This window comes from Leisingera sp. NJS201 (assembly GCF_004535885.1).
GTDB lineage: Bacteria > Pseudomonadota > Alphaproteobacteria > Rhodobacterales > Rhodobacteraceae > Leisingera.
The window spans coordinates 308333-331062 of the sequence record NZ_CP038234.1 but is presented as its reverse complement, the minus strand read 5'-3'; the positions used below and the strand labels follow the sequence as shown (position 1 = coordinate 331062).

Below are 22730 nucleotides of genomic sequence, written 5' to 3'. Positions count from 1 at the left end.
GCGGGCAGTCCAATGCAACTTGGAGGTTCCCTAATGACTGTTCCCCTGTCCCGCCGTGCGGCCCTGGCCGGTGCCGCCGCCCTGCCCCTTGCCGCTGCTGCAACACCGCTTTTGGCCGGCGCCCACGGTGGCCGCGCCGAAGCACCCATTGCCCATACATTCATGCTGGGCGAGATGCCGGTCACCACGCTGCTGGATGCCTCATCCTTGCGTGACGGGCCAAAACCGCTGTTTGGTGCCGCGGCCAGCGATGCGGAGTTTGCCGAGGTTTCGGCTGAGAACTTTGTCTCAGCCGAAACACTGCAATTCTACTTCACGCCTACGCTGGTGGATACCGGGGCAGAGCTGGTGCTGTTTGATACCGGCCTAGGTGCGGGCGGCATCGCCAAAGCGCTGGCCGCAGCCGGAGTTACCCCGGACCAGATCAATGTGGTTGTGATCACCCATATGCACCCAGACCACATCGGCGGGCTGATGACAGACGGTGCGCCCACCTTTGCCAATGCCCGCTATATCATGGGATCTGCCGAGTATAATTTCTGGTCCAAGATGGAGGCGGGCAACCGTGTTGGCGATCTGGTAGCCAGCAATGTGACGCCGTTGGCAGAGAAGACCACGTTCATTGACGATGGCGCCGGTATCGCACCGGGGGTCACTGCGATGGCAAGTTTTGGCCACACGCCGGGACATATGGGTTTCATGCTGGAAAGCGGCGGTCGGCAGCTGTTGCTGACGGCGGATCTGGCCAACCATTATGTTTACAGCTTTGCCCGGCCGGATTGGGCGTTCAGTTTTGATGCCGATCCCGAGGCTGCCAGCGCGTCGCGCCGCCGGGTGCTGGGGATGCTGGCCGCCGACAAGGTGCCGATGATCGGCTACCACATGCCCTTCCCCGCCGCCGGTTTTGTCGAAACGCGCGGCGAGGGTTTCCGCTATGTGCCGGTCAGTTATCAGCTGATGGGCTGAGCGGCCCGGTTCAATAGCCGGTTTGCGGCCCGTATCTGCTGCCGTCTGTAAACCGGGACAGGCGGAAATCATGCGGATCCACCACAGGTGCGTCGCCGGTCACCAGATCGGCGGCCAGCCTGCCTGCCGCCGGTCCAATGCCAAAACCATGGCCGGAGAAACCAGTGGCAATGAACAGCCCCGGCAGCCCATCGGCCTGCGAGATCACTGGAATCGCATCCGGAGTGACATCGATCAGCCCGCCCCAGCTTTGCACCACATCGGCGCCTTGCAGCACTGGGAATGCCCTTTGCGCCGTTGCCCAGCCGCTTTTCAGCGCCTTTTGCGACGGCGCAGGGTCCAGCACCCGGCACAGTTCAAACGGGGTGGTCTGGTTCGGCTGCCAGCGGCGGGCCTGCGCCGCCTCTTCGCGCCAGCGGTCTGACAGGCGGAACTGCAGCGCCCGCCATTCCTGCCGGTAGCTGGGCAGGAATTTCCAGCCCAGCCGGAAACTGTCGGGCACGATATCGACGATGTTCTCATGGGCATCGGCCACGGTGTAACCGCCGTCTGCGCGCTTGCGCAGGCCAAGGTTGGCGGCACGGATGGCTGTTTCCGGCCCGCCCTGCACCGGCGAGGTGCGCAGGACCGAGTTCAGAACCTTGAGCTGCGGCAGGTTGATACCGGCATTGCCCAGGAACAGCCGCGACCAGGCACCTCCGGCCACCACCACCGTGGAACAGGCCACGCGGCCGCGTTCTGTCATCACGCCGCTGATACGGCCTGCGGCGGTTTCAACACTGCGTACCGCGCATTCGGTCATAATCCTGGCGCCGGCGGCCTGCGCTGCGGTGGCGATAGCATGGGTGGCCAATTGCGGTTCTGCACGCCCGTCCATCGGCGTCAGCAGCCCGCTGCGGGTCTTGGTCTGGTGGCCCGGCATCAGCTTCTCGATCTGATTGCTGCGGATCATACGGGCGTCCTGCCCCCAGTTGTCAAGATTGCGCAGCCATCGCACCAGCTGTGCCTCTCGCTTGCCGGTCTCCGCGGTGTAAAGGATACCGGAGCGGGTAAATCCTGTGTCTTTGCCGGTGCGCTTTGCAAGCCCTTCCCAGAGCCTGAGCGCCTCGGCCATCAGCGGAATTTCGCGGGGATCGCGGCAGGACATCCGCACCCACCCCCAGTTGCGCGAGCTTTGTTCTGCTGCAATCTGGCCTTTTTCGCACAACAGCACGGAATGTCCGCGTTCAGCCAGCTCCAATGCCGTCGTTGTGCCAATGATGCCGCCGCCGATCACAACGGCGTCGACGGCCTTGGGCAAGGCCAGATCGGATTGAAAATGAGGCAGCTTTGGTCCGGGCATGCAGGCATCTATGCCCGCTGCGGAATCGCCGGTCCAGCATGCAGGCGCGCGCCTTGTGCTGGTTTCCGGCATTGTGATTTTTCCGCCGCATATCAGAGCGTTGCCGGCGCCGGGCAAGGGTCTAGCGACGGCCTGGATACCGTAAAAAAATCTACGCCCTCAAGGGGTTAGTGCTTGGATCAGGACGGGTCGCGCCAGCGGTTCACGATCGGATAGCGCCGGTCCAGCCAGAACGCGCTTGGGGTCAGGCGGGCGCCGGGCGCGGACTGGAAGCGTTTGTATTCGCTGATATAAACCAGATGCTCGACCCGTTTGGTGACATCCCGGTCGAAACCGGCGGCAACACAATCGGAGATTGAACCGTCCTGATCGACCAGGATATCCAGGATCGCGTCCAGCTCCGGGTAGTCCGGCAGGCTGTCGCTGTCCTTCTGGTCCTCGCGCAGCTCGGCACTGGGCGGCTTGTCGATCACATTGGGGCGGATCACCTCACCCTCCGGGCCCTTCATCCAGGGGCGGTGATTGGCGTTGCGCCAGCGGCAGGTCTCAAACACCCGGGTTTTGTACATGTCCTTGATCGGATTATAGCCGCCGTTCATGTCGCCGTAGATGGTGGCATAGCCCACCGCGACTTCGGATTTATTGCCGGTGGTCAGCAGCATTTCCCCGAACTTGTTGGACATCGCCATCAGCAGCAGCCCGCGCAGGCGGGATTGGATGTTTTCTTCGGTCAGGTCCGGTTCCATGCCTGCGAACAGCGGCGCCAGCGTGCTGGTGATCGCTTCGCGGCCTTCGGAGATCGGCACGTAGTCGTAATGAACGCCCAGCGCCTTTGCGACGGCTTCGGCATCCTCCAGCGATTCCCGGCTGGTGTATTCCGAAGGCAGCATCACGCAGCGGACATTCTCGGCACCCAACGCGTCCACCGCAATTGCCGCGACAATCGCCGAATCGACACCGCCGGACAGCCCCAGCAGCACCTTTTTGAAGCCGGTCTTGCCCATGTAGTCGCGCAAGGATTCGACCATCACCCGGTAATCCTGTTCCCACGCGTCCGGCAGATGTGCCTTCTCGCCCTCCACCGCGCGCCAGCCGTCTTCGGTGCGCTCCAGGTCGAGATGGGCATAAGCCTCGTCAAACACCGGCATCTGCAGCGCCAGGGCGCCGCCCGGGTTCAGCACAAATGAGCCGCCATCAAACACCTGATCGTCCTGGCCGCCGACCATGTTGAGGTAGATCACCGGCAAATGGGTTTCGACCGCGCGCGCCACCATGTGGTTGAAACGCACCTCCATCTTGTTGCGGAAATAGGGCGAGCCGTTGGGGATCAGCAGAAATTCGGCACCGGTTTCGGCAAGGGTTTCCGCGACATCCTCGTGCCAGCCATCCTCGCAGATAGGCGAGCCGATACGGGTGTTGCCGACTGCATAGGGGCCGCCCAAGGGGCCGGCATCAAAAATCCGCACCTCGTCGAACACAGTTTCATTGGGCAGGTGGTGCTTGAGGCTGCGCGATGCGATCTTGCCGCCCTTGAGGATCAGGTAGGCATTATAGAGCCGCCCGCCCTCGATCCAGGGGCCGCCGATTGCCAGCGCGGGACCATCGGCACAGTCTGCTGCCAGCCTTTCAACTTCGGCGATGGCCGCCGTATGAAAGGCCGGTTTCATCACCAGATCCTGGGTGTTGTAGCCGGTGATGAACATTTCCGGCAGCGCCACCAGATCGGCGCCGGCGGTGCGGCCCTCCTCCCAGGCGGCTTTGGCCTTGGCGGCATTGCCCGCCAGATCGCCCACGGTTGGGTTCAGCTGCGCCAGTGTCACGCGGAAACGGTCTGCCATGCTGCTTGGGCCCTTTGCAAAACTCACTCAGAGCCATTTACCAGATTGACCGCCAAGTAAAAGAGCAAGGCGCGGAGGCCGGGTAAAAGACATTGCGGCCCCGCCTGCGGTAGCTTAGTTTCCGGGCGAGCAACCCACTATGGCAGCAGCACCGTAATTCCTGGGCAGGCAGAGGTTTCAATGACCCGTTTCGGCACCGCATTCGCGCTTACCACACTTCTGGCACTGGCCGCACCGGCGCTGGCCCAGGAGAGTGACGTCATAACCACTCAGGACGAAATCGGCGGTGTCTACCAAGGCACCTTCAGGGGCGGGCTGCAGCATGGCACCGGCACTTACAAGCTGCCAAGCGGTTATGAATACACCGGTGAATGGGTCGATGGTGAAGTGCGCGGCCAAGGCGTGGCGCGCTTTCCGGACGGCTCGGTCTATGAGGGCGGGTTTGCGCAAGGCAAGCCGCACGGGCTGGGCAAACTGACCCGCGCCGACGGCAGCACCTATGAGGGCGGCTGGCAGGATGGGCAAATCCACGGCGACGGCACCTCGGTCTATGCCAGCGGCGTGCGGTATCACGGCAGCTTTGCCGATGGTAAGCGGCACGGCAAGGGCGCAATGTCCTCCCCCGACGGCTATTCCTATGATGGCGATTGGGTTGCGGGCCGCCAGCAAGGACAGGCCAAGATCACCTACGGCGAGGGCACTGTTTACGCGGGCGCTGTGGCTGACGGCCAGTTGCAGGGCCAAGGCAAGCTGGAGACCTCGGACGGGCTGGTCTACGAGGGCGAATGGGCCGCAAGCCAAATGCATGGCACCGGCCGCCTGATGCAGCCCAACGGCGATATCTACGAAGGCGAGCTGCAAAACGGCCGCCGTCATGGCACCGGCAAGCAGACCTATGCCAACGGCGATGTCTTCGCCGGCGATTTCCTGGACGATCAGCGCCACGGCATGGGCACTTTCACCGAGAAAGACGGCTACACCTATACCGGCGAATGGGTGAAGGGACAGATCGAAGGCAAAGGCAAAGCGGTCTATCCGGACGGGTCGGTTTATGAGGGTGACTTCCGGGACGACCTGGCTGAGGGCCAGGGCAAGATCACCTATCCCGACGGCTCTACCTACCAAGGCGCTTGGATGGCCGGCGTGATCGAAGGCAAAGGCACCGCGACCTATCCCAACGGCATCACCTATACCGGGGATTTCCAGAATGCCAAGAACCACGGCCAGGGTGTTATGACCTATGCCGACGGTTACCGCTATGAGGGCGGCTGGCAGAACGGGCAGCGCCATGGCGACGCCAAGGTGACCTATGCCGACGGCTCGGTCTATACTGGTGCGTTTGCGGACAGCCAGCGGCACGGTCAGGGCAAGATCGAAATGCCCGACGGCTTCGTCTACGAGGGCAGCTGGCAAGAGGGTAAGATCTTTGGCGACGGTGTCGCGACCTATGCCAACGGCGACGTCTATGAGGGCAGCTTTGTCAACGGCAAGCGGCAGGGGCCGGGCACGATGAAATACGCCAGCGGCCAGCAGGCGGACGGCACCTGGGAAAACGGCGCGCTGGTGAGCCGCGAGGCCGGGGACGCCGCGCAGACCGAGTAAGCCAGGCGGGATTTCCGGACCGGAATTCAGGCGCGCCGAAGTGGCGCGCCTTTTCGTTTCAGCCGATGCGGATGCGGCTCAGGTGGTCGGGCATCGCCACGCCTTCCAGATTGGCAGGGTCCGGCTGCGGCGGTTTCAGCTCCAATGCCATCGGCACCACCCCGGCCCAGATCGGCAGCGCGTAATCCTCCTCGTCGTCCTTGGGCGGGCCGGACCGGACCTTGGCGGCGCCTTCCTCGATCGGCATTCGCAGCAGGGCTGTTGCTTTCAGCTCCTGGCTGGTCATCGGGCGCAAAGCCTCCCAGCGGCCGGGGAAGATGTGGTCCACCATCGTCTTGAGGCTAGCAGCCTTGGCGTCTTCATCCGTCACTTTCTCAGCCACCCCAAACAGCATGGCAGAGCGGAAATTGACCGAGTGGTGAAAGGCCGAGCGCGCCAGCACATAACCATCCATGCAGGTGACGGTCAGGCAGACCTCGGCCCCTTCCATCGCGCGGATGGCGCGGCTGGCTGCGGAACCGTGCCAATAGACGTGATCGCCCTCGCGCCATTGCAGCGTCGGCAGAACCGATGTGCTGCCATCGATCTGATAGCCTATATGGCCAAGCGGCATGGCATCCAGCACCTGATACACGGCTTCGCGGTCGTATACCCCGCGTTCATGCGCGCGGCGCAGACGGCTGCGTTCGGATTTCAAGGCGGTTTCCACTTCGGACTGGCTCATCGGCTGATCTCTTGTTGCTAATTGTCTTTTCACGACAGCTATGCGCAAATTGGCCTATGATTAAGCTCCAGTTCCTTGCAAAATGAGCAGTCCACTATGATTGATCTGTCCGGTATGCTCTCCGGTGAAAATGCTGAACCGTTGTATCAGCAGATCGTCACCGCACTGCGCGGGCGGATCAGTGAAGGCAGCCTGGCTATCGGCGCCCGGCTGCCGTCATCGCGGGCGCTGGCGCAGGATCTGGGGGTGGCACGGTCCACTGTGGTGACGGCCTATGATCAATTGGTGGCCGAGGGGTTCGCCGAACCCCGGCGCGGCGCGGGGATCTTTGTCTGCGATGTCGCCCCGATCCGCCCGCCGGCGGCCCCGTCCCGGCCTCTGCCGACGGTGACAGCGCCGGCCCCGGGGATGCTGCTGCCCGGCGCGCCGGATCCGGCGGTGTTTCCGGCGCGGTCCTGGGCGCGCTGTGTTTCACGTGTGGCAAGGATGGATCCGCTTAGCCTCAGTCACCAGGAAGATGCTTTTGGCGATCCTGAGCTGCGCCGCGAGATTGCTGCATATGCCGCCCGCTGGCGCGGGATCGACTGCAGTGCCGAACAGGTTCTGGTCACCAGCGGCGCCCGCGAAGCGCTGGAGCTGACGATGGATTTCCTGGTTGGCGGCGAAGACATCGCGCTGGAGGCACCCGGTTTCACCCCGACGCAGCGGTTTGCCCTGTCGCGCGGCTGGGAGGTGCGCTGGCTGCGGGCCGGGGAACGCGGCGCGGAAGTGCCGCCGCAGATGGCCAAGGTCACGCTGCTGACCCCGTCGCATCAGTTTCCCCTCGGCGGCACCCTGCCCGTTCCGCAGCGGCAGGCCTTTCTGCAAGCGGCCAAGGACCGGGACGGCTGGATTATCGAGGATGATTTCGACAGTGAGTTCCGCTATGCCGGGCAGCCGGTTCCCGCCATGGCCGCGCTCGACCGCGAAGGGCGCTGCATCTATGCGGGCACCTTTTCCAAGACATTCTCCCACGCTTTGCGGCTGGGATATGCGATCCTGCCGCCCGCGCTGGTGCCGCAGTTCCGCGCCCGGTTCATCCACCCCAGTGCAGGCGCCGCGATCACCGCACAGCGGCCCCTGGCCGAGTTCATGGCCTCGGGGCAGTACGACCGCCACATCCGCCGCGCCCGCAGGCTTTATGCCGAACGTTATGCTGCCGCGGCAGAGGCGCTGGCCGCATGGCCTGAGGATTTGGGTTCCTTCCGGCGCCACAATGCCGGGATGCAGATCGCCTTTCACTTGGCAGACGGACAAAGTGACACGCGGATCTGCCGCAATGCTGCCAAAGCGGGCTACGCCGTCCGGCCTTTGTCGCCGCATGATCCGGCCAAGCAATCCCAGGGGCTGCTGATCGGATTTTGCCAAAGCCAGCCCGATGCCCTGCCCGGCCAAATTGGAGCGCTGCGCCGGATCGTGGCACAAAGCTGAAATTCTCTGCCTATGGGCTTTTCATTTACCATTGCCTCTGTATAAATCCCTGCATGACCATTTGCGCAGATATCCCCCTTGCCGCCACCGCGTCCCGCGGTGCCGCTCTGCGCGCCCTACTGATCCTAGCCCGCCTCTGAGCGTGCCCTTCCGGCGCGCCCGCTCAGAGGATTGCCGCACGCGCGCCACGATAGGCTTATGATGCCCCAAAGGGCTTAGGACAGAGACAAGAGATACCGACATGACCAATAATTCCCCGACTGCCGGCGCAAATTCCGGCGACAAATCCCGTGTTGTCATTTTCGACACAACCCTGCGCGACGGCGAACAAAGCCCCGGCGCCACCATGACCCATGACGAGAAGCTGGAGATTGCCGGGCTTCTGGACGATATGGGCGTGGACATCATCGAGGCCGGCTTCCCGATTGCGTCTGAGGGCGATTTCCGCGCGGTGTCCGAGATTGCGGAACGCTCCAAGAATTCGGTGATCTGCGGCCTGGCACGCGCCAGTTTTAAGGATATCGACCGCTGCGCCGAGGCCGTGCGCAAGGCCGCGCAGCCGCGCATCCATACCTTTATCGGCACCTCGGCCCTGCACCGCGCCATCCCGAACCTCACAATGGATGAGATGGCCGACAAGATCCATGAGACAGTCACTCACGCCCGCAATCTGGTGGACAACGTGCAGTGGTCGCCGATGGATGCGACCCGGACCGAGTGGGACTACCTGTGCCGGGTGATCGAGATCGCGATCAAGGCCGGCGCCACCACCATCAACATCCCCGACACTGTGGGCTATACCGCGCCGATGGAGTCGGCCGACCTGATCAAACGCCTGATCGAAACCGTGCCCGGTGCTGACGAGGTGATCTTTGCCACCCATTGCCACAACGATCTGGGCATGGCGACCGCCAATGCACTGGCCGCGGTTGCGGGTGGTGCGCGCCAGATCGAATGCACCATCAACGGCCTGGGCGAGCGTGCCGGCAACACCGCGCTGGAAGAGGTGGTGATGGCGCTGAAGACGCGCAATGACATCATGCCCTGGCACACCGGCATCGACACCACCAAGATCATGCATATCTCGCGCCGGGTTTCGACTGTCTCCGGCTTTGTGGTGCAGCCGAACAAGGCGATTGTCGGCAAGAACGCCTTTGCGCACGAGTCGGGCATCCACCAGGACGGCATGCTGAAGAACCGCGAAAACTTTGAAATTATGCGGCCCGAGGATGTGGGCCTCTCCGGCACTTCGCTGCCGCTTGGCAAACATTCCGGCCGCGCCGCGCTGCGTGATAAGCTGGAGCATCTTGGCTATGAAGTTGGCGACAACCAGCTGAAGGATGTCTTTGTCCGCTTCAAGGAACTGGCCGACCGCAAGAAAGAGGTGTTTGACGACGACCTCATCGCGCTGATGCGCACCGGGGTAGACGCCGAGAACGACTACCTCAAGATCGTTTCCATGAAAGTGGTCTGCGGCACCGGCGGCCCGGCAGAATCTACAGTCGAGATGGAGATCGACGGCAAGGACGTCACCGAGACGGCTGAGGGCGACGGCCCGGTTGATGCGACCTTCAAGGCGATCCGCATGATCCACCCGAACTCTGCCCGTCTGCAGCTTTATCAGGTGCATGCGGTGACCGAAGGCACCGATGCGCAGGCAACAGTGTCGGTGCGGCTGGAAGAAGACGGCATCATCGCCACCGGCGAAAGCGCCAATACCGATACGGTGGTGGCGTCTGCCAAGGCCTATGTGAACGCGCTGAACCGCCTGATCGTGCGCCGTGGCCGGGTTGGCGAAGGCGCTGACACCCGCGAGATTTCCTATAAAGACCTCGCCTAAGCCACTGCTGGCCGGACAGAACAAACAAAGGGCGCCCGCTGCGGCGCCCTTTCTTGTTCTATGCGAAACCTCTGGCCGGACAGATCGGGTGGTGCGCGGTTACTTGCGGGAAATCCCCTCAAACAGCGCCGACAGCCGGGCAGCTTCTTCTTCGATGCCAAAGGGAGCATTCACCACAAACATGCCGCTGCCAATCATCCGGTGCCCGTCACGGACCGGCGGAAAGGAAACCTCATGGCGAAGGGCACCAGGCAGGTCTTGCGCCTCCAGCGCTGTCAGCATCTGCCGGTGCGCACCGTCCTTTAGGATCGGATACCACAAGGCGATGATCCCCACATTCCACTTCTTGTGCAGCTGGCCGATGATGCCGGGAATGCGGGCATAGTCGGTTTTGATCTCGTAACTGGGGTCAATCAGCATGAGGCCGCGGCGGGGTGTTGGCGGCGCCAGTGACATGGCCAGCTCAAACCCGTCTTGCTGATGCACCTTGGCTTTCCAGGGTCTCAGCGCGGCGCGCAGGGCGGCATGTTCCTGCGGGTGCAGTTCGGCAAAATGCATCGCGTCGCCCGGGCGCAGCAAAGCGGCTGCAACCAGCGGCGACCCTGGATAGGCAGCCCCGCCATGCCGATTGCGGGTTTCCGTCAGGGCGTGGTGCAGCGGGTGATCCGCTGCCAGGCCCTGGTCCGCCAGAATGCGGGTGATGCCCTGCTCCGCCTCGCCGGTCTTGACCGCCTCAGCCGCGTCCAGCCGATAGAGACCCCGGCCTGCATGAGTCTCAATATAACTGAGCGGTTTGTCCTTGCGGGTGAGATAGGCCAGCATCCAGGCAAGCAGCGCATGCTTTTGGACATCGGCCAGATTCCCGGCGTGGTATATGTGCTGATAAGAGAGCATAGGCCCCCTCTAGCGGCAAATGCCGCAGGGCGGAAGGGGCAGCGGACGCAGGATAAACGGAATCTCAACCCCGATGGGGCAGACTGCAGCCAGTCGAGATACCGCAGAATGCAGGTCCCTATGCCCCTCAGAACGAGCGCCGTTGCCCTCTTCCTTACATTTCTGGCTATGCTGCTGTGCGCCGCAGGGGCCGTCAGCGCACAGGGGTATTCGCTGGTTGGCAACCAGTTCTTCCTGCACAAGGCTTCTGCCCCCCAGCCCGGCGCAGCGCCGGGTCCGGCGCCTCAGGCGCTGGCCAGCATTTTACCCGATACGCTGCCTGGTGCAGATCCCGGGCGCGGCGCGGTCTCGCTTGATCCCGGAGCCGCCAGCCTGTTCCGCGGCCGCAGCGGCGGCAGCCTGTTCGCCCCGCTTCTCAGCGCGCCGCCAAGCGTAAGCCGCCTGCTGACGCTGATCGCCAGCGCCGAGGCGGGCAAGGCAAATTATGATGCCGTGCAGCACGGCGCCAAACGCAAGCCGCCAAAGAAACCCACGCAGATGACCGTTGCCGAGATCAACGCCTGGATCAAAGCAACGCCGGGACAGCCCCATGCCATCGGGCGCTACCAGCTGATCCCCGCAACCTTCCGGCGGCTGGTCAAGCATCAGGGTGTGAAACCGCAGGCCCGCTTTTCGCCCGAACTGCAGGATCAGCTGGCGCATCAGCTGATCGAAGAAGCCGGCTACAGTGCCTTCCTGCAGGCAGAAATGCCGCGCAAGACCTTCATGCTGAACCTGGCCAAGATCTGGGCCGGGCTGCCGACCTCCAGCGGCAAATCCTATTATGAGGGTTATGCCGGCAACAGCGCCAGCCTGACCTGGTCGCATTTTGACACTGAAATGAAGCGGATTTTCTCCAGTTGACCTGATCCCGCTGCTGCCCGCCCAGGCGGGCTTCTGCGCCCATCCTGGCCTGACCGCTTGGACGGGGCCTGTAATGACGCCGTGGACTTGGCGGAAAGGCGCTGTTTCACCATAATACGCCCTTTCGCGGCACTGCACTGCCGCTTATAAGGTTGGTGCTGGCGGCCCCACCGGGAGTCGCCTAAGGTAAAAATGACAGCACTCACAGGATCCCTTCTATATGGCGCTTTTCGGAAACTTGGGCGGTCTGTTCTCTTCGGACATGGCCATCGACCTCGGCACTGCGAACACGCTGGTTTACGTCAAGGGCCGCGGTGTCATCCTTTCCGAACCGTCGGTGGTGGCCTATCACGTCAAGGATGGCGTCAAGAAGGTGCTGGCCGTGGGCGAAGACGCCAAGCTGATGCTGGGCCGCACCCCCGGCTCGATCGAGGCGATCCGCCCGATGCGCGAAGGCGTGATTGCCGATTTCGACACTGCCGAAGAAATGATCAAGCATTTCATCCGCAAGGTGCATAAACGCTCGACCTTCTCCAAGCCCAAGATCATCGTCTGCGTGCCGCATGGCGCCACTCCGGTTGAAAAGCGTGCGATCCGCCAGTCGGTTTTGTCCGCTGGTGCGCGCCGCGCCGGGCTGATTGCCGAGCCGATTGCCGCAGCCATCGGTGCAGGCATGCCGATCACCGACCCGACCGGCAACATGGTTGTCGACATCGGCGGCGGCACCACCGAGGTGGCGGTTCTGTCCTTGGGCGATATCGTCTATGCCCGCTCAGTCCGGGTTGGTGGCGACCGCATGGATGAAGCGATCATCAGCTACCTGCGCCGCCAGCAGAACCTGCTGGTGGGTGAAGCCACCGCTGAACGCATCAAGACCTCCATCGGTACCGCCCGGATGCCCGACGACGGCCGCGGCCAGTCGATGCAGATCCGCGGCCGCGACCTGCTGAATGGCGTGCCGAAGGAAATCGAGATTTCCCAGGCCCAGGTGGCCGAGGCGCTTGCCGAACCGGTGCAGCAGATTTGCGAGGCGGTGATGACCGCGCTGGAAACCACCCCGCCGGATCTGGCCGCCGACATTGTCGACCGCGGCGTGATGCTGACCGGCGGCGGCGCGCTTTTGGGTGATCTGGATCTGGCCCTGCGCGAACAGACCGGCCTGGCCGTATCCATCGCCGACGAAAGCCTCAACTGCGTGGCGCTGGGGACCGGCAAGGCGCTGGAATATGAAAAGCAGCTGGCCCACGCCATCGACTACGACAGCTAAACGCCCCTGACCGCCTGAATGGCGCCAGCTGACAACGGGCTGGAGGGGCGGCTGGAAGGAGAGACGTGGCAAAGGACAAGTCACAGCGCGACGATTATGCAACCCCGCTGCGGCGTCTGCTGACAGCGGTTTTGTGCCTGTGCCTGGCTGCTGTGTTCATCGTCTGGCGGATCGACAGCCCGCGCGTGGAACGGTTTCGCGCCCAGGTGGCTGACCGCGTGGTGCCCAGCATGGATTGGGCCATGGTGCCGGTCACCGCCACCGTAAACTTGCTGCGCGATTTCCAAAGCTATCAGCGACTGGCCGAGCAGAACCGCGAGCTGCGCAGCGAACTGCGGCAGATGCGGGCCTGGAAAGAGGCCGCACTGCAGCTGGAACAGGAAAACGCCCGGCTGCTGGATTTCAACAACGTGCGGCTGGACCCGCAGCTTACCTATATCACCGGGGTGGTGATGGCCGACAGCGGTTCACCCTTCCGGCAATCGGTGCTGCTGAATGTGGGCAGTCGCGACGGGGTGCATGACGGCTGGGCGGCGATGGACGGGATCGGGCTGGTGGGCCGGATTTCCGGCACCGGGCACGACACCGCGCGGGTGATCCTGCTGACCGACGCCGCCAGCGCAGTGCCCGCCACCATTCAGCCCTCCGGACAGACAACTCTTGTCACCGGTGACAACAGCGCCGCGCCAGTGCTGAGCTTTCTGGAAAATCCCGACCTTGTGCGGCCCGGCGACCGGGTGATCTCCTCCGGTGACGGATCGGTGTTTCCAGCGGGCCTGCTGATCGGCCAGGTGGCCAAGGACCGCTCGGGCCGGATGCGGGTGCGGCTGTCCGCCGATTACAGCCGGCTGGAATTTCTGCGGGTGCTGCGCCATCACGGCACCGAGGTGATCCAGGATCCCGGCGGGCTGGTCGGAGCAGCCCCGGGTGATCCGGTTCCGCAGCCGCGGCCCGAAGGGCTGGGCGGCGGCAGCGCCGAAGGCACTGCTGAGGCCGGCAATGGCTAATACCTCGCCCGCCCGGATCTGGGCTATGCGTGCAGCCTTTCCCGCACTGGCGCTGCTGATCATGTTTTTTCATCTGCTGCCGTTGAACACCGAGCCGAGGTTCTGGGCGCCGCCGGATTTCCTGCTGCTGCTGGCAATCACCTGGTCGCTGCGGCGACCCGATTTTGTGCCTGCGCTGTCGATTGCGCTGGTGATGCTGCTGGCCGATCTGCTGTTTCATCGCCCGCCTGGATTGCTGGCGTTGCTGACGGTGCTGGCCTGCGAGTTTCTAAAGGCGCGTGCGGCCCCGCACCGGGAAAGCACCTTCATCAGCGAATGGCTGGCAGCCGGCGTGACCCTGATCGGGATGGCCGTTTTGAACCGGCTGGTTCTTGTGGTTTTTGGCGTGGCGCAAGCGCCGCTTAGCCTGACCGTGATCCAGATTGTGATGACCATCGCCGCCTATCCGCTGGCAGTTTGGGTCAGCCAGGCTATTCTGGGTGTGCGCAAATTGTCCCCTTCCGAAGCCGAAACCCTGATGAGCCGCCGATGAAACGCAATTCCAAGGATCTGGACGTCTCTCATGGCAAGATGACCCGGCGGGCACTGCTGCTGGGCGGGCTGCAGGTGGCCTTTGCCGGCGGGCTGGCAGCAAGGATGCGCTTTCTGCAGGTGGATCAAGCGGATGAATTCCGCTTGCTGGCCGAGGAAAACCGGATCAACATCCGCCTGCTGCCGCCTGCCCGCGGCCAGATCTTCGACCGTAACGGGCTGATCATCGCGCAGAACTCCCCCTCCTACCGGATTACCGTGGTGCCCGAGGATGCCGGCGATGTGGAGGCGGTGATTGATAAACTGTCGAGCCTGCTGCCGCTGGACCCGGAAGACCTGGAGCGCGCCCGCACCGAGATGCGGCGGTCGCCGCCATTCCTGCCGATCACCCTGGCCGACAGGATCGGCTGGGAGGATATCTCCAAGGTGGCGGTGAACGCCCCCGCCCTGCCGGGTGTAACGCCCGAGGTCGGCCTGACGCGGATTTATCCGCAGCTTGGTGATTTCGCGCATGTAGTGGGCTATGTCGGGCCGGTGTCCGACTATGACCTGAGCAAGATGGAAGACCCCGAGCCGGTGCTGCTGATCCCGCGATTCCAGATCGGCAAGGTTGGATTTGAGGCCAAGCGCGAGGACGTGCTGCGCGGCAAAGCCGGTGCCAAACGGGTGGAAGTGAACGCCACCGGCCGGGTAATGCGCGAGTTGGACCGGCGCGAGGGTATTTCCGGCGCAGACATGCAGCTGACCACTGACGCTGAGCTGCAAAACTACGTGCAGGCCCGGCTGGGCCGGGAAAGCGCCGCAGCGGTGGTGATTGACTGCGAAGACGGCGATATCCGCGCGATCTGCTCTTCCCCCAGTTTCGACCCCAATCTGTTTGTGCGGGGCATCTCAGTCGCTGATTACCGGATGCTGACCGAGGACAACTATAGGCCCCTGTCCAACAAAACCGTGCAGGGCACCTACCCGCCCGGCTCCACCTTCAAGATGATCACGGCGCTGGCAGCACTGGAACAGGGTGTAATCGGGCCGGAGGAAACTGTTTGGTGCCCGGGCCATCTGAAAGTTGCCGGCCGCCGCTTCCATTGCTGGAAACGGGCAGGCCACGGGCATGTGGACCTCAACACCTCGCTGAAACGGTCCTGCGATGTCTATTACTACGACGTGGCGATCAAGACCGGGATCGACAATATCTCGGCGATGGCCAACAAATTCGGGCTGGGCATCAGGCACGATTTGCCGATGTCGGCTGTGGCCCAGGGGATTACCCCGACCAAGGAATGGAAAGCGCGTTCCTATGGCAAGGACTGGCTGATCGGCGACACCGCAAACTCCTCGATCGGCCAGGGCTTCACCCTCGCTTCGCCGTTGCAGCTGGCGGTGATGACCGCACGGATCGCCACCGGACGCAGTGTAACGCCGCGGCTGCTGAAATCGCTCGACGGGGTGGAACTGCCCAGCGGCGCGGGCGACCCTTTGGATGTCAGCGAAAACAGCCTGCGCATGGTGCGGCGCGGCATGTATTCGGTCAGCAACGACCGCCGGGGCACCGGCTACCGCTCCCGCATTATCGCTGACAACATACGGATGGCCGGCAAAAGCGGCACCAGCCAGGTGCGCAACATCACCGCCGCCGAACGGGCCGCAGGGGTGATCCGCAACGAGGATTTGCCCTGGGACCGGCGCGACCATGCGCTGTACGTCTGTTTTGCTCCCTATGATAACCCGAAATACGCGGTGGCTGTGGTGGTTGAACATGGCGGCGGCGGCTCCAGAGCCGCGGCACCGATTGCCCGCGACGTGCTGCTGCAGGCGCTTTACGATGGCACCCCGCCGCTGGAGGCCTACCCCAAAGGGGACCGCAGCCGCATCAAGGCACAACAGGAGCGGCTGGAGCGCGAGCGCGTCAAGCGCCCCTTGGGCAGCAGGAGCAGCAAGGCATGAGCTATCTGGAGTATCACGCCAAATCGACGCCCTCCGGCCTGCGCAAGATACTGTATTTGAACTGGGGGCTGACACTGCTGCTGATCACGGTGTCCAGCGTCGGCTTTCTGATGCTGTACTCAGTAGCGGGCGGATCCTTCAGCCCCTGGGTGGAACCGCAGGTCAAACGCTTTGCCCTGGGCCTGGGCGTCATGTTTGTGGTGGCGATGATCCCGATCTGGTTCTGGCGCAATGTGTCGGTGCTGGCCTATCTGGGATCCCTGGCGCTGCTGGTCGCGGTGGAGCTGTTCGGCACCGTGGGCATGGGCGCACAGCGCTGGATCGACATCGGCTTCATGCGGCTGCAACCCTCAGAGGTGACCAAGATCGCCTTGGTAATGCTGCTGGCAGCCTATTACGACTGGCTGCCGCCCGAAAAGACCTCGCGGCCCATGTGGGTGCTGCTGCCGGTGGCGCTGATCCTGGTGCCAACGGCGCTGGTGCTGAAACAGCCGGATCTTGGCACCTCGATCCTGCTGATGGCGGCCGGCGGCGGGGTGATGTTCCTTGCCGGGGTGCATTGGGCCTATTTCGTGGCGGTGATCGCAGCCGGCGCGGGGCTGGTCAGCGCGGTATTTCAAAGCCGCGGCACCGACTGGCAGTTGTTGAAGGACTACCAGTTCCGCCGCATCGACACTTTTATGGACCCCTCGCAGGATCCCTTAGGCGCGGGCTACCACATCACCCAGTCGCAGATTGCGCTGGGATCCGGCGGCTGGTCCGGACGGGGCTTCATGCAGGGCACGCAATCGCGGCTGAACTTCCTGCCGGAGAAACACACCGACTTCATCTTTACCACCCTGGCGGAGGAGTTCGGCTTCATCGGCGGCGTTACCCTGCTGTTCATTTACATGCTGATCATCCTGTTCTGCATTGCCTCGGCGATTGCCGCCAAGGACCGGTTTTCTTCGCTGGTGATCCTGGGCATTGCCATCACCTTTTTCCTGTTCTTTGCCGTCAACATGTCGATGGTGATGGGTCTGGCACCAGTGGTCGGCGTGCCGCTGCCGATGGTCTCATACGGCGGCTCGGCAATGCTTGTGCTGCTCGGGGCCTTCGGCATTGTGCAAAGCGCCCATATCCACCGCCCGCGCCAATCCTCGCGCTGAAGATCAGGGAGTTTCCATGACCGCCAATGTCCTGTTCGCCGGCCGCGCCGATGCCTGGCCCGCTTACCAGCCGCTGCTGAACGCGGAATTCGCCCGTTTGGGTCTGGATGCCGAACTGCGCAATGATTTCGCTCCGGAAGAGGTGGATTACATCGTCTTTGCGCCCAGCGGACCCATCAGCGACTTCACGCGCTTTGATCGCTTAAAGGCCGTGCTGAGCCTTTGGGCGGGCGTAGAAAAGGTCGTGCCCGCCGTGCCTGCCTCCGTGCCGCTCACGCGGATGGTGGATAGCGGGCTGGAGCAGGGCATGACCGAATGGGTGGTTGGCCACACTCTGCGCTATCACCTTGGAATGGATGCGCATATCCTTGGGCAAAACGGGCAATGGGAACCAAAGGCGCCGCCGCTGGCCAAGGACCGCCATGTGACCGTACTGGGTCTGGGCGCCCTTGGAACTGCTTCGGCCAGTGCGCTGTCAGCCCTGGGGTTTCAAGTATCGGGCTGGAGCCGGTCGCAAAAAGAAATCGAAGGCATCACCTGCCACGCCGGGCCTAAGGGTATGAAGGACGCGCTGGCGCAAGCGGAGATTGTGGTCCTGCTGCTGCCCGATACACCCGCCACCGAAAACACGCTGAATGCCGAGACGCTTGGCTGGCTGCCCAAGGGGCAAAGATCATCAACCCGGGCCGCGGACCGCTGATAGATGATGACGCCCTGCTGGCGGCACTCGGCAGCGGCCGGATCGGGCATGCAACTCTGGATGTGTTCCGCGTTGAGCCGCTGCCGCCGGAGCACCCCTTTTGGGCGCATCCCAATGTGACAGTGACTCCGCATATCGCCTCGGAAACCCGCGAAAGCACCGCTGCCGAAGTGATCGCCGAGAATATCCGCCGCGCCGAGGCTGGAGAGCCGCTGCTGCATTTGGTGGACCGCAACCTCGGTTATTAGGGCGGGGCTTTGCCCCCTGCGCCTGACAGCGCATTCCCCCAGAGTATTTTCGACCAGAAAGAAGCCCGGGGTCTATCGCTTCTTTCTGGTCCTAAATACCCAGTTCAGGGGCATCGCCCTGCGCAATGCCGGCTAGTGTGCGGTCAAGCCGCGGCCTTGCAGCAGCGCTTCCACACCGGGCAACCGCCCGCGGAATGCCGTGTAAAGCTCAGCCGGGTCAACCGAACCGCCAGTGGATAGAATATGCGCCTCCAACGCCTTGGCGCGTTCGGCATCAAAGGCACCGCCTGCTTCCTCAAAAGCCGCAAAGGCGTCGGCATCCATCACCTCAGACCACATGTAGCTGTAATAGCCCGAGGAATAGCCGTCGCCGGCAAAGACATGGGCGAAATGCGGGGTGGCGTGACGCATGATAATCGCCCGCGGCATCCCGAGTTCTGCGAGCACTTCAGCTTGCTTTGCCATAGGGTCGGAAGGCGCAGGACCGTCGTGAAAGGCCAGATCCACCAGGGCGGAGGCGACGTATTCCACCGTCTGGAACCCCATGTCGAAGTTGGCGGCACCCAGCACCTTCTCCAGCATCTCCTGCGGCATCGGTTCGCCGGTTTCCGCGTGGGTGGCAAATTCCTGCAGCACCTCCGGCACTTCCAGCCAGTGTTCATACAGCTGGCTCGGCAGTTCGACAAAATCACGCGCGACCGAGGTGCCCGAGATGCTTTCATAGGTCACATCCGACAGCATTTGATGCAGCGCGTGGCCGAATTCGTGAAACAGGGTACGGGCGTCGTCCCAGGACAGCAGCGCCGGGTCGCCCTTGGCGAAGTTGCAGACGTTGATCACCACCGGCGCCTGTACCTGCGGGAATTTCGCCTGCTGGCGCATTGCCGAACACCAGGCGCCCGAGCGTTTGGAACCGCGGGCAAAATAGTCGCCGATGAAGACCGCCACATGGGCACCGTTCCGGGTCACCGCCCAAGCGCGGCAATCCGGGTGGTAGAGCGGCACGTCCAACGGTGCGAACTCCAACCCGAACAGACGGTTTGCGCAGGCAAAGCCGGCCTCGATCATCCGGTCAAGCTGCAAATAAGGTTTCAGCGCCGCTTCATCCAGATCGTGCTCGGCCTTGCGGCGTTTCCCGGCGTAGTAGCGCCAGTCCCAGGGTTCCAGGTCACCGTTGATGCCGTCCGCCTGCATCATCGCGGTCAGGACCTTGGCGTCTTCATCGGCGCGGGCCTTGGCCGGGCCCCAGACATCCATCAGCAAGCCGCGTACCGCGTCCGGCGTCCCGGCCATTTCGGTTTCCAGTTTATAGGCAGCGAAATTCTTATACCCCAATAGCCGGGCACGCTCTTCGCGCAGCTGCAGAGTTTCCGCCGCAATGGCGCGGTTGTCGGTTTCGCCGCCGCCCGCACCGCGGGCTGCCCAGGCGTTAAAGGCTGTCTCGCGCAGATCCCGGCGCGGGGAAAACTGCAGGAACGGCGTGATCAAGGACCGCGACAAGGTCACAACCGGGCCGTCCTTGCCCATTTCCTGCCCCGCCGCACGGGCCGCGCTGATCACGAATTCCGGCAGGCCTTCCAGATCCTCTTCGGTCAGCTCCATGAACCAGCTGCGCTCATCAGCCAGCAAGTTCTGAGTGAACTCAGTGCCGAGTGTTGCCAACCGCCCCTTGATCTGCTGCATCCGCGTATCCGCCTCGCCTTCCAGCGCCGCGCCGCCACGGACAAAGCCGCGGTGGGTCAGCATCAGGACGCGCTGCTGCTCCTGCGTCAGATCCAGCACATCGCGCTGATCCCAGACCGCCTTGACCCGTGCATACAGCGCCTTGTTGGCGGTGATCGCCGAGAAATGCGCGGCAAGTCTGGGCGAGAACGCCCGCTGCAGCTCCTCGCGCTTGGGGTTGCTGTCGGCGCCTGCCACAGTAAAGAACACCCCCAGCACCTGCTCCAACTCACGGCAAGGAGTTTCCAGCGCCTCGATCACATTAGCAAACCCAGGCGCCTCGCTGCTGTTTGCGATGGTGTCGATCTGTGCGGCGTGCGCCGCAAGTGCTTGCTCCAGCGCAGGGGCAAAATCGTCGTCAGAGATGCTGTTGAACGGGGCAATTTCAAACGGCGTGTCCCAGCGGGACAGAAGCGGATTGGACATTTACGGGTCTCCTTTGCCGGGAACGCTAACGGGAAAGCCGTGGAGCTGCAATTAGGCTTGCAACTGACTGGGCGCACCAGTCCGGAATTTGCGGAACGTCAGTTGGTTCCGATCGCCCAGGGCAATATCTGCAAAGGCATTGCGTCCCGACCCGGCGCAGGAGGCAGAAAACTGCACCTATGCAGGCGACGGCATTTTCCGCCTGTCCGCCGTACTGGAGGACACCGAAGACCTGATCGCCGCTCGGAACCGGTTGCTCTGACCTTGTGGCACGGGCGGGTCAGCCGCCAGCGCCATCGCCTTTGGTCAGCGCCGCTGGCACGATGCGGATCGGAACATCCGCGATATTGGCTGCCCGGGCGATCCGCCACTCGAAACGGCCCATACGGCTATCGGTATCGATAAGAACCACCACCGGCTCCTTACCGGTGATCTCTGCCGCAAACAACGCCTGCTGAATGCTGTCCAGGCTGCTGCGCTTATCGAGGCCGAACTCGATGACACGGTTACTGTTTTCGCAATCTGTGCGGATCGACGCCGCACCGCCGGGATAGGTGAACTTATGCACTGTCTCCGGCTGGCCGCCGAACAGGGCGCCGCAGAGCAGCGAAATGAAATAGGCTTCGTTCACGGGGAGGTCTCGTCAGGAATGTCCGGCGCTGCCGCAAACCGGGCAATCTTGCCGCCTGGCCATGCGGATCTTGCGGGTTTCGCCATAGAGCCCGTCATAGATCAGCATCTCACCTTGCAGAACCGCACCGGCACCGGTGATCTGCTTGACCGCCTCGACTGCCATCATTGCCCCGACAACACCGGGCAGCGGGCCAATCACCCCGGCCTCCGAGCAGCTGGGGGCAAGACCGGGCGCCGGTGCCTCGGGGAAGATGCACTGGTAGCAGGGTCCGCCCTTGGCCGGGTGAAAAACGCTCAGCTGGCCTTCCCATTGCGACAGCGCGCCAGAGATCAGCGGTTTGCCCAGGGCCACTGCGGTGCGGTTGGCGAGATAACGGGTTTCGAAATTGTCGGTGCCGTCGAGGATCAGATCATATTCCGCAAACAGCTCCTCCGCGGCCTCCCCGGTCAGGCGCCGGTTGTAAGGGCGCACGTCGGCATAAGGGTTCTGCGCCTGCATCGCGGCCTGGGCCGAAAACACCTTGGGCTTGCCAATGTCTGCGTCGCGGTGGATCACCTGTCGCTGCAGGTTGGCATTGTCGACCACGTCGTCGTCGATCACCCCGATTATGCCCGCGCCGGCGGCAGCCAGATACTGCAGCGCAGGCGCACCCAGCCCGCCGGCACCGATCACCAGAACCTTGGCCTGCTTCAGCTTCTTTTGTCCCGCCCCGCCCAGTTCCCGCAGGACAATATGACGGGCATAGCGGTCAAGCTCGCTTTCGGTGAAGGTGCTGGCAGGCTGGCTCATGTTCGTTTCCTGAGGCTGGGCGCGGGTCTTCAGGGCGGCCACGATACGCGCATAGAAACCAGCCACAATGGCAAAACCGCCCAAGAGAAGCCAAGGCGCTGCCGAGCCCCCGGTGCCCTCCCGCAAACCGTGCCCGTCCGGCAGGGTCAACTGCACCGCCAGTACAGCCGCAAACAGCAAAACCAGCAAACCAAAACGCAGATTGCGCGGCAGGCCAAGGAAACGCCCGCCCCACCAGATCAGCGCTGCCAGGATCAGAATGCGCAGCATCAGCCGCGCCCGGTTGAACCAAAGCCGCCGTCGCCGCGGGTGGTGCCGGAGAGCGCCTCCGCGCGCTCAAACCGGGCTTGAAGCACCGGCGCCACAACCATCTGCGCGATGCGTTCGCCATGGCGGATTTCAAAGGATTCCTGTCCTGCATTCAAGAGGATCACCCCTAGCGGCCCGCGGTAGTCACTGTCGATTGTGCCGGGCGTGTTGGGCAGAGTGATCCCGTGCTTCAGAGCCAGGCCCGAGCGCGGGCGGATCTGCACCTCGTAGCCTGCAGGAATCTCGATGCGCAGCCCGGTCGGCACCAGTGCCCGTGCCCCCGGTTCAAGCGTCAGCGTGCCCCCGCCCGGCAGGTTAGCGCGCAGGTCCGCTCCCGCAGCGCCAGCTGTCTCATATGCCGGCAGCGGCACATCCCGGTCCGCGCCTTCGTCGTGGATCACACGGATTGTTACCATCCCCGTCCCC

Annotated in this window: 19 protein-coding genes and 1 pseudogene; 12 read left to right on the top strand and 8 right to left on the bottom strand. The window is 63.3% G+C overall.

Features of this window, described 5'->3' with window-relative positions:
- Window positions 1-33: 33 nt before the first annotated feature.
- Window positions 34-966, top strand: a complete 933-nt coding sequence (locus ETW23_RS01605; protein ID WP_134828913.1) for an MBL fold metallo-hydrolase — start codon at window positions 34-36, stop codon at window positions 964-966.
- Between the two features lie 10 nt (window positions 967-976).
- Here the strand turns inward: ETW23_RS01605 and ETW23_RS01600 are convergent, their stop codons facing one another.
- Together ETW23_RS01600 and ETW23_RS01595 are read right to left on the bottom strand one after the other, a co-directional pair.
- Window positions 977-2308 (bottom strand): FAD-binding oxidoreductase, encoded by a 1332-nt coding sequence (locus ETW23_RS01600; protein ID WP_134828912.1) that lies wholly within the window; start codon window positions 2306-2308, stop codon window positions 977-979.
- 179 nt (window positions 2309-2487) lie between these two features.
- A complete protein-coding gene (locus ETW23_RS01595; RefSeq protein WP_134828911.1) occupies window positions 2488-4146 on the bottom strand; it encodes an NAD+ synthase in 1659 nt (552 codons plus the stop codon).
- Window positions 4147-4326: 180 nt separating this feature from the next.
- Between ETW23_RS01595 and ETW23_RS01590 the strand changes: the two genes are divergently transcribed.
- Window positions 4327-5748, top strand: a complete 1422-nt coding sequence (locus ETW23_RS01590; protein ID WP_134828910.1) for an MORN repeat-containing protein — start codon at window positions 4327-4329, stop codon at window positions 5746-5748.
- A gap of 58 nt (window positions 5749-5806) precedes the next feature.
- Here the strand turns inward: ETW23_RS01590 and ETW23_RS01585 are convergent, their stop codons facing one another.
- Complete coding sequence (locus tag ETW23_RS01585; protein WP_134828909.1) at window positions 5807-6472, bottom strand: pyridoxamine 5'-phosphate oxidase family protein; 666 nt, start codon at window positions 6470-6472, stop codon at window positions 5807-5809.
- A gap of 96 nt (window positions 6473-6568) precedes the next feature.
- On the opposite strand from ETW23_RS01585, the gene ETW23_RS01580 reads away from it, so the two are divergent.
- Both ETW23_RS01580 and ETW23_RS01575 read left to right on the top strand, forming a co-directional pair.
- Window positions 6569-7942: a PLP-dependent aminotransferase family protein gene (locus ETW23_RS01580; RefSeq protein ID WP_134828908.1), complete on the top strand. Its 1374-nt coding sequence runs from the start codon at window positions 6569-6571 to the stop codon at window positions 7940-7942.
- A 241-nt stretch (window positions 7943-8183) separates the two neighbouring features.
- Window positions 8184-9782, top strand: a complete 1599-nt coding sequence (locus ETW23_RS01575; protein WP_129369533.1) for a 2-isopropylmalate synthase — start codon at window positions 8184-8186, stop codon at window positions 9780-9782.
- Between the two features lie 99 nt (window positions 9783-9881).
- Here ETW23_RS01575 and ETW23_RS01570 read toward each other — a convergent pair whose 3' ends face one another.
- Window positions 9882-10676 (bottom strand): 23S rRNA (adenine(2030)-N(6))-methyltransferase RlmJ, encoded by a 795-nt coding sequence (locus ETW23_RS01570; protein WP_134828907.1) that lies wholly within the window; start codon window positions 10674-10676, stop codon window positions 9882-9884.
- A 120-nt stretch (window positions 10677-10796) separates the two neighbouring features.
- Here ETW23_RS01570 and ETW23_RS01565 point away from each other — a divergent pair, with 120 nt between their 5' ends.
- The 7 genes and pseudogenes from ETW23_RS01565 (at window position 10797) to ETW23_RS01535 (ending at window position 18424) form a co-directional block, all read left to right on the top strand.
- Window positions 10797-11579 (top strand): hypothetical protein, encoded by a 783-nt coding sequence (locus tag ETW23_RS01565; protein WP_134828906.1) that lies wholly within the window; start codon window positions 10797-10799, stop codon window positions 11577-11579.
- A 220-nt stretch (window positions 11580-11799) separates the two neighbouring features.
- The gene (locus ETW23_RS01560; protein WP_027257685.1) at window positions 11800-12846 is read left to right on the top strand and encodes a rod shape-determining protein; all 1047 of its coding nucleotides are present in this window, start codon (window positions 11800-11802) and stop codon (window positions 12844-12846) included.
- Between the two features lie 65 nt (window positions 12847-12911).
- On the top strand, window positions 12912-13853 hold the full coding sequence (gene mreC / locus ETW23_RS01555; protein WP_134828905.1) for a rod shape-determining protein MreC: 942 nt from the start codon (window positions 12912-12914) through the stop codon (window positions 13851-13853).
- Entirely contained in the window at window positions 13846-14385 is a 540-nt protein-coding gene (locus ETW23_RS01550; RefSeq protein ID WP_134828904.1) for a rod shape-determining protein MreD, read from the top strand. Before mreC ends, ETW23_RS01550 begins: the two co-directional genes overlap by 8 nt.
- Complete coding sequence (gene mrdA / locus ETW23_RS01545; protein ID WP_129369528.1) at window positions 14382-16328, top strand: penicillin-binding protein 2; 1947 nt, start codon at window positions 14382-14384, stop codon at window positions 16326-16328. Before ETW23_RS01550 ends, mrdA begins: the two co-directional genes overlap by 4 nt.
- A complete protein-coding gene (rodA, locus tag ETW23_RS01540; protein ID WP_129369527.1) occupies window positions 16325-17476 on the top strand; it encodes a rod shape-determining protein RodA in 1152 nt (383 codons plus the stop codon). Before mrdA ends, rodA begins: the two co-directional genes overlap by 4 nt.
- A 16-nt stretch (window positions 17477-17492) precedes the next feature.
- Window positions 17493-18424 (top strand): annotated as a pseudogene (locus ETW23_RS01535) (2-hydroxyacid dehydrogenase).
- Window positions 18425-18556: 132 nt separating this feature from the next.
- Here the strand turns inward: ETW23_RS01535 and ETW23_RS01530 are convergent.
- Window positions 18557-20572, bottom strand: a complete 2016-nt coding sequence (locus ETW23_RS01530; RefSeq protein WP_134828903.1) for a M3 family metallopeptidase — start codon at window positions 20570-20572, stop codon at window positions 18557-18559.
- Between the two features lie 139 nt (window positions 20573-20711).
- On the opposite strand from ETW23_RS01530, the gene ETW23_RS26535 reads away from it, so the two are divergent.
- A complete protein-coding gene (locus ETW23_RS26535) occupies window positions 20712-20834 on the top strand; it encodes a hypothetical protein (protein ID WP_282103123.1) in 123 nt (40 codons plus the stop codon).
- Between the two features lie 18 nt (window positions 20835-20852).
- On the opposite strand, the gene ETW23_RS01525 is transcribed toward ETW23_RS26535, so the two are convergent.
- From ETW23_RS01525 to dut, 3 genes are read right to left on the bottom strand one after another with little or no spacing between them, the layout of a single operon-like run.
- The gene (locus ETW23_RS01525) at window positions 20853-21203 is read right to left on the bottom strand and encodes a hypothetical protein (RefSeq protein ID WP_129369524.1); all 351 of its coding nucleotides are present in this window, start codon (window positions 21201-21203) and stop codon (window positions 20853-20855) included.
- Between the two features lie 12 nt (window positions 21204-21215).
- Window positions 21216-22265, bottom strand: coding sequence for a HesA/MoeB/ThiF family protein (locus tag ETW23_RS01520; protein WP_134828902.1), 1050 nt, complete (start codon window positions 22263-22265; stop codon window positions 21216-21218).
- Window positions 22265-22720, bottom strand: a complete 456-nt coding sequence (gene dut, locus ETW23_RS01515) for a dUTP diphosphatase (RefSeq protein ID WP_129369522.1) — start codon at window positions 22718-22720, stop codon at window positions 22265-22267. The genes ETW23_RS01520 and dut overlap by 1 nt, the downstream gene beginning before the upstream one ends.
- Window positions 22721-22730: the final 10 nt, after the last annotated feature.

Coding starts and splice junctions, on each gene's coding strand:
- rodA (WP_129369527.1), top strand. CDS start 16,325: ATGAGCTATCTGGAGTATCACGCCAAATCGACGCCCTCCGGCCTGCGC.
- ETW23_RS01550 (WP_134828904.1), top strand. CDS start 13,846: ATGGCTAATACCTCGCCCGCCCGGATCTGGGCTATGCGTGCAGCCTTT.
- ETW23_RS01590 (WP_134828910.1), top strand. CDS start 4,327: ATGACCCGTTTCGGCACCGCATTCGCGCTTACCACACTTCTGGCACTG.
- ETW23_RS01565 (WP_134828906.1), top strand. CDS start 10,797: ATGCCCCTCAGAACGAGCGCCGTTGCCCTCTTCCTTACATTTCTGGCT.
- mrdA (WP_129369528.1), top strand. CDS start 14,382: ATGAAACGCAATTCCAAGGATCTGGACGTCTCTCATGGCAAGATGACC.
- ETW23_RS01585 (WP_134828909.1), bottom strand. CDS start 6,472: ATGAGCCAGTCCGAAGTGGAAACCGCCTTGAAATCCGAACGCAGCCGT.
- ETW23_RS01530 (WP_134828903.1), bottom strand. CDS start 20,572: ATGTCCAATCCGCTTCTGTCCCGCTGGGACACGCCGTTTGAAATTGCC.
- ETW23_RS01520 (WP_134828902.1), bottom strand. CDS start 22,265: ATGCTGCGCATTCTGATCCTGGCAGCGCTGATCTGGTGGGGCGGGCGT.
- ETW23_RS01570 (WP_134828907.1), bottom strand. CDS start 10,676: ATGCTCTCTTATCAGCACATATACCACGCCGGGAATCTGGCCGATGTC.
- ETW23_RS01560 (WP_027257685.1), top strand. CDS start 11,800: ATGGCGCTTTTCGGAAACTTGGGCGGTCTGTTCTCTTCGGACATGGCC.
- ETW23_RS01580 (WP_134828908.1), top strand. CDS start 6,569: ATGATTGATCTGTCCGGTATGCTCTCCGGTGAAAATGCTGAACCGTTG.
- ETW23_RS01605 (WP_134828913.1), top strand. CDS start 34: ATGACTGTTCCCCTGTCCCGCCGTGCGGCCCTGGCCGGTGCCGCCGCC.
- dut (WP_129369522.1), bottom strand. CDS start 22,720: ATGGTAACAATCCGTGTGATCCACGACGAAGGCGCGGACCGGGATGTG.
- ETW23_RS01595 (WP_134828911.1), bottom strand. CDS start 4,146: ATGGCAGACCGTTTCCGCGTGACACTGGCGCAGCTGAACCCAACCGTG.
- ETW23_RS01600 (WP_134828912.1), bottom strand. CDS start 2,308: ATGCCCGGACCAAAGCTGCCTCATTTTCAATCCGATCTGGCCTTGCCC.
- ETW23_RS01575 (WP_129369533.1), top strand. CDS start 8,184: ATGACCAATAATTCCCCGACTGCCGGCGCAAATTCCGGCGACAAATCC.